The following is a 6,443-nucleotide window of genomic DNA, read 5'->3' on the forward strand; positions in this document are numbered from 1 at the left end:
CACATTAGCAGCAAAAATAAAGGGCAGATCTCACTGTCCTTTATTTAAATTACTTCGTCAGAATATTATCAGCCCAACGTACAGCATCTTGATAAACATCGGCTAGCTCACTAATACCGCTAATTTTCTGCTCTAAACTTAATGTTTGTTCCCAGTCCCCGCGTTCAAAGGATAAAGTTAACTGCAACATCTTACCGAGTAAGCCACTGTGCGTTAATAAAGCCTGCTTAATTTCGACTTGTAATGGCAGTTGCTCTAGCATTAACTGTTGAGGCTGTTCAATAATCTCATGGACATTAGAAAATAGCCCGGTTAAAAATGCGCTAGGAGGGTTACTAGACAAGCGCTTTTGCTCTGCCAGTAAATCACAAAAACGAGCCCGCACTAACGCTAAGGTCAGGCGCTCATCCTGCACACCATCAGATAAATTAGCTAAGGCTAACAAGGCAATAAATTTCTTTAATTCTGGCTCACCCATCGACACCATCGCCAATTTTAGCGACGTAATAGGTTGGCGAGCAGCAAACATGCTGTTATTAACAAAACGAAGTAACTTGTAAGATAAGCCAAGATCACGTTGGCAAATATCAGCTAAAGTATCAAAGTTTAGTTCTACCTGAGAAGCCTCTGCAATCAGCATCCACATTTGGAAAGCTATTTAATTCGCCGTCACGAAATAATAACTCATAACCAAACACTACTTTATCAGCAGAGAATATAGGCTGGCGTGCAATATACCCGTAAATAGAACTTACTCCTTTTTTTATAAAGTAAGTATATTCTAAATAATATTAGTAACAACTTTAATTTATTACACCCCATACCTATTTGTTGGGGTGCATAATGACTTTAAACTAATACCAAACTGTATCGAAGCGATAAAGAATTGATTTTATACAGCAAATTTATTTAACGAATTTTAGTTTCAATATCAAAATAATTCTCACCCTTATATTGCTCTAGAATGGCATTTAGGTTCTTATCTTTACCACCTTTTTGCAGTAAATATTTCAAAATAGCACTTAACGTTGCCAAAACAGATTTACAAGATTTATTTGCTTCTTTTTGATTGTTCGTTGCTATAAAAAATATTTGGGCGTAGTACTTTGTCGATGAATCATAGGTACCAAACAGTAATTGCTGGAAAGTTTCACTAATGATATTACTCATTTCCTCAGTCAATTTTTCATCATTATCCAGTGCGGTTAAAGCTGATTTAAATAAGGCTCTATCTTCTTCATCCACAAAGCTTTTTGTCCAATCATAATAGTCAACATCTAACACTATTGACATAGTATATTTTCGCAACAAATTAAAGACTTCTTCTTTTTCACTTAACAAACTAATAAAAGACTCTTTATTCTCAATGCCATTACTCTTACATATTTGATTCATTGCTTCTTTTAATGTTTTTAATTCATTAATAAGAGCAACTGTAAAGCCAGACTGTTTATTATAACTATCAGCAATGCGATCAAGCTGCTCAATAAACTGCTCTACTAGCAGCGAGTTATCTTCAATAGAGTCTATAACAGGAATAATATTAAACTTTTCAACATGCAGTTTCTCGTAAAAGTCACCTACTGCATTTTGCGCATTATTCAACGCAACTAAAGCCGCATCTAATTTTTCAGGACTACTTAATGCTCGCATTTCCCTTTCAAAATTAGACTCTTTAGATAATCGAATTGTTCTTTTTAACTTTTCTGAATGTAATATAACTTCATTGATATAGATGTCACTTAACGCGCTATTAGAACTTTTAAGCTGCTCAGCTGCTACGGCCCTAGCTTGTTTATCAAAACGTTCTGCCTTTTCGTTCTTAATATTGTTACGCATAGTGTAAAGAAAAAACATTAAAGAACCGATGATAGTAAGAGATGTGGCAATATCGAAACCTAACTGAACGGGTACACTAAAATATCCGAATAAATTTGACATACAGCTTTAACCTTTATTATTTAATTCTCCCTTAGAGTAAAGCATTGTATTCCATATGAAAACCTTTGATTTAATTAAAAACAAAAAAACAAAAACCAGCTTAAGATAGCTTTATGTTTTAGAACATTATCGGTATCAGCGGCAACTAATTTATCTATGCTCGTAACTATTGATACCAAGCTAATACCTGTTTCTAGTGTAGTGGTGCTTTCATTACTAAATGACCGATAAAAATTGAATTGCGATATAACGGCAAAATAAGCTTTTATCCTGCCGCGGATGATAAAAAATGCTAGTTACTCTATGTTTCTGCGCTATTCTGCCAACAACTGCATAACTTGCTTAATGTCTTGTCCGTCAAGCAATGCCAACCATAATGGAGTTATATTAACGACACCGTTCCATTGCTGGTTCCAGCCTCCGTGACAACTATATGGAATTAACCTCGCATTTGCTCGATCATAATCTAAGCATTTGCTTGATAAAACATTCTTCAATATAAGCTCATTATCGTTATGAAACTCCCAGCGTTGGCTTACATTATCTGTGCTGCAATTCAATAATATTAGGCTATTACCAACTTGTGCTGCACATAACCAAGGCTGCATTGTTAAATGAAGCCTGCCGTAAACATCTCTAAACCAAGTCGCTCTAGCAGCGGGATCAACACTGGCTCTATCGGTTAATTCCACTCGCGCATTTTCGCCGTTTTGACCATCGAAAAACAAACCATTACCGTGAATTTCACTGCCCGTTACGATAAGCTTATCGGTTTCTAACAAACCCGTTTTTTGTAAGTGTAGTTTTAAACGCGCAGCTGCTTCCTGTTTAGGTAAGCTCTCAGCTTCTGCATGACGCAACAATAAAGACGTAGTTTTAGCTGCGGCACGGTAGGCAAGTATTTTGACTAACTTGGCCCTTTGTTCAGCCGACAGTGCGGCGAGTATTTCGGCCAACTCATAACTGTCAACTTTAATGGCTAAACTGGTTGGCAGTACTAACGTAGCATCAGACAGTTTGCTAAGTTCACTTTCAATGTCGGCAAACTCACGCTGCTTTAACTGATTAAAACCATGCTCTTGTCCCACTATGGCCAGTTCAGGTAGCGCAGGGATCTGGCTGTCAAATATTGTACGAGTTAATTCGGTAATTAACCCATTATGCTGACAACGGAGAATGGCAAGCGTTGGCCTAAACTCAGCGGCAAGATTAACGTGTAACTGGTTGATTGAAGAAGGGTTATGCCGTGTTGCAGCAATACTAATCAGCTTTTGTTCATTCTCAGCATTTGTCACTTCAAGCCAGCACTGATCGACATCACTGCTAAGATCGGGTGTTGGCAAGTTAAATAGGTTGCCATAGTTACCATGAAACACAGGGTAAATAACTGCATTATAACTAACAGGATCATATCCGCCCAAAATAGTGGCAACAGCTACACCCGCTGCGACAGGCGCAGGCCGGTTGTTGTTATCACTATAGCTTTCATATTGACCCGTTTTGGTATTCCATTTTTTATAGCCTGACTCAAAGGCCGGAATAAAATATCATCATCAAACGTAAAGCCGTGAATTAAATCATAAAATAGTGGGGGTGATTAGACATGAGCTCTAACTTTTCTTTATTTTCGAGTAATAAAAATTGTGATATTTCAAAGCTGGTTAAATTTGTCGTTATTTGGTATCAAATGACTAATTAACAATAACATGCTTTAACCGTGCAAGTGTTCGCATACTATCGTTTGCCGTTATCACTTCATAATCAGGGTTACTGGCAATTAATAGATACTGGCCATCAGCGACTTTCTTAATACTACGCAATAAATATTGGCTTTCACCGCCAATATCATCTTGCTCTACCACCACCGTTAAACCTTGCAACGAACCAGCCTTATCTGCGGATATCCACTCTAGTAATAATAAATCGCCATCGTGAATTGGATTTTTACCACCGTTCATTGAGTTACCCGATGCCCTAGCTAAAAAGTGCGTTTTAGGATCAAGCTTACCTAGCCCAAGAGGAGCATCGATATACTCTACTTCACTATCATCACCGGTTTTAAAGTGACCACAGGCTATTTTTATATTTGGGAAGTAAGGAAGTTGTAAATGAGTGTCATGCTGATCTAGATAGGGTTGCGGCTGTGGGTGTTTAAAAGAGATTACCTTAGCCATTGGTTTAGCCGGTTCAAAATTGTTTATCCCTAGCCACAACTTAGCATCACTCTCGGCGGCCACTTGATACGCCCAGTTGCTTACTGCCAAAGATTTAGCTTCATCACAATAAAAATAATCGCTTAGATCACGTGTAATTGCTTGGCCATTCACAACTAAATTTTGCTCTTGCCAACGCTCTCGATGTACTTGAGCCGCTAAAAAGTCACGCTTATTGTTGTTACAAGTTCGATGGGCAGCGACAAAGTTATGACCAAGATCATTAGCATAGCGAGAAAATGGAATAAAGTGATCAACTTCAACATCACCTTTCATTACTTTTTGGCAATAGAAGCAAATGTTAGCTTGTAACTCAACTAACACTGGCTTGGCTTTCGTTAGAGCGTTGCGATCCACACCAAATAAAAACTCTTGTAATTGGCTTTGTGGGCCAATCAAGGCTTGATTATGTTTAATGCTCTGAATTTTCTGCAGCCAAGCATTTCGAGCTAAGTACACAACTAAGTCATAAAAGCGTCTAAAACAGCTCGCTATACCAGGATTTAAAGTAATGAATTCAGTACTGCGAGTATGTGGATATAAAAAGCACTCCTCTTGTTTAGCAAGTATTTGTAAACGCCAAAGCGGGCCATTTTTTAGCGTTGTCATAGCTGCATTAAACGTCGATTTATATAGATTACTTTGTTTAAGTTGGCGAAAATTACCTATATTATTTTTCTGGCACTCAAAAAGTACAGTAATTACTTTTGATTGGGCGCCAGCATTTTGCTTTAACAAAGCGCTTTCATCTGAATGCTGAGATGAAAATGGCATAGCATGATGCCAATATAAAATAATTAACTTATCCGCTAAAGTAGCTAAATCAATCTTAAGTTCATTCAAGTTTGCTAATAACGGCTGCTCAATGCACACATCAGCTATAGCATGTAATAATGCAAATTTGTAAGTAGCAGTGAAGTCGCCTTCAGTTAACAAGCGTTGGATATAAGCAATAAAATCAAGCTGCTGTTGCATTGCCCCATTCATGACTAAAACTCTTTTCTAATCAACGCATTTAGCCATTTTTCATGCTCCCGTCCAGGGCGAAGATCAAAACTTTGCCAGTGTTTCATTACTTGCATCTGGGTATGACAATTTAATATATCCGTTAATAGTTCTTCATTTAAGTCTGTAAAAACCCTGCCATTATGCGAACGCTCTTGGCTGCCATATTTAAATGATACATATAAAATACCGTTAGCCTTAAGCGCACGTTGTAAGTTTAAAAACACTAAGGCTAATTCACTTTTCGGAACATGCAATAAACTAGCACAGCACCAAATAGCATCATATTCATTACTAACATCTAGTTGCTGAAATGTTTTAACCTCAACCTCTTGCTGTAAGTAATTACTCGCTAAAGCGGCTAACTTTTCACTGGCATCAAAAGCACTCACTTTATAGCCTTGCTGTTTAAAATACGCAGCATCACGGGCACTACCACAACCCGCATCTAAAATATGGCTTTGCTTAGGCACTAAAGGCAGAAACTCAGCATACAAAGCCGACATATCAACATCTAGTGTTGCATCACTAAAGCTCTTGGCATTTTGGTTGTAATAATTAAGTGTGGGATTAAACATAAAAAGCACCACTCCTTGGTTTTAAAAACACGCAGCCTAATAATTTCAGGATCAGCCGACACAATTTAGCCGATACAAAATTGAAATGTAAGCTTATTTAATTCAGAGCCCCAAATTAACCTATGCATGTATAATCAACAAAATACACGAACATTCAGCCTAAAAAATATGCTAGCAAAGCGACTGTTGTGCATGTTCTAGCAAATATTTTTTTAAATACGATATCTTAATGCAGAGTTTAAAGCGAGGTTAGCCTACTAATAAACCACACTCTGTATTTGCTAACTGTAGCCATTAAGCAAGCAAAGCTGCGGTTATTGATAACATAAGCTTTGCTTGCTGCATTAAGACAATTCTGGCACTTCTCCTGGCTTAGTACTGAAAAGGTTACTCCACTCTGGATGGCGCTCATATTGCGCGCGAACAAAGGGGCATATAGGAATTATTTTGAAGTTTTCTTTTTTAGCATCGTCTAGCATAAAGTTAAGTAAAGCCTTAGCTATGCCTTTTCCCGCCAGGCTTTCTGGCACTATTGTATGATCAGCACTAATAAGATGCGTATTGCGTATAGTGAATATTATTTCACCCTCGCCCTCAATACCCTCTATTCGTGCAACATAGCGGCCACTATGCGCCGCAGTTAATTCTTTTGTTATCTTAATATCCGACATAAAGTTACCTACATTAAATATTAAAGGGGTCGTAG

At 37.7% G+C, this 6,443-nt stretch carries 6 protein-coding genes; all 6 read right to left on the bottom strand.

The window, feature by feature from the left end; translation table 11 throughout:
* Positions 1-49: 49 nt before the first annotated feature.
* Entirely contained in the window at positions 50-646 is a 597-nt protein-coding gene (locus ACRCA4_RS14030; RefSeq protein WP_433189912.1) for an EAL and HDOD domain-containing protein, read from the bottom strand.
* A 263-nt stretch (positions 647-909) separates the two neighbouring features.
* Positions 910-1,941 (bottom strand): hypothetical protein, encoded by a 1,032-nt coding sequence (locus ACRCA4_RS14035; protein WP_433189915.1) that lies wholly within the window; start codon positions 1,939-1,941, stop codon positions 910-912.
* A 314-nt stretch (positions 1,942-2,255) separates the two neighbouring features.
* Complete coding sequence (locus ACRCA4_RS14040) at positions 2,256-3,482, bottom strand: TagA domain-containing protein (RefSeq protein ID WP_433189930.1); 1,227 nt, start codon at positions 3,480-3,482, stop codon at positions 2,256-2,258.
* 150 nt (positions 3,483-3,632) lie between these two features.
* Positions 3,633-5,141, bottom strand: a complete 1,509-nt coding sequence (locus tag ACRCA4_RS14045) for a S24 family peptidase (RefSeq protein ID WP_433189918.1) — start codon at positions 5,139-5,141, stop codon at positions 3,633-3,635.
* Positions 5,142-5,143: 2 nt separating this feature from the next.
* Positions 5,144-5,737 carry a class I SAM-dependent methyltransferase gene (locus ACRCA4_RS14050; protein ID WP_433189921.1) on the bottom strand — a complete coding sequence of 198 codons (594 nt, stop codon included), beginning with the start codon at positions 5,735-5,737 and terminating at the stop codon, positions 5,144-5,146.
* Positions 5,738-6,081: 344 nt separating this feature from the next.
* The coding region (locus ACRCA4_RS14055; RefSeq protein WP_433189924.1) for a GNAT family N-acetyltransferase at positions 6,082-6,443 on the bottom strand (362 nt) is incomplete at its 5' end.

Source organism: Rheinheimera sp. WS51 (assembly GCF_050936095.1).
GTDB lineage: Bacteria > Pseudomonadota > Gammaproteobacteria > Enterobacterales > Alteromonadaceae > Alishewanella.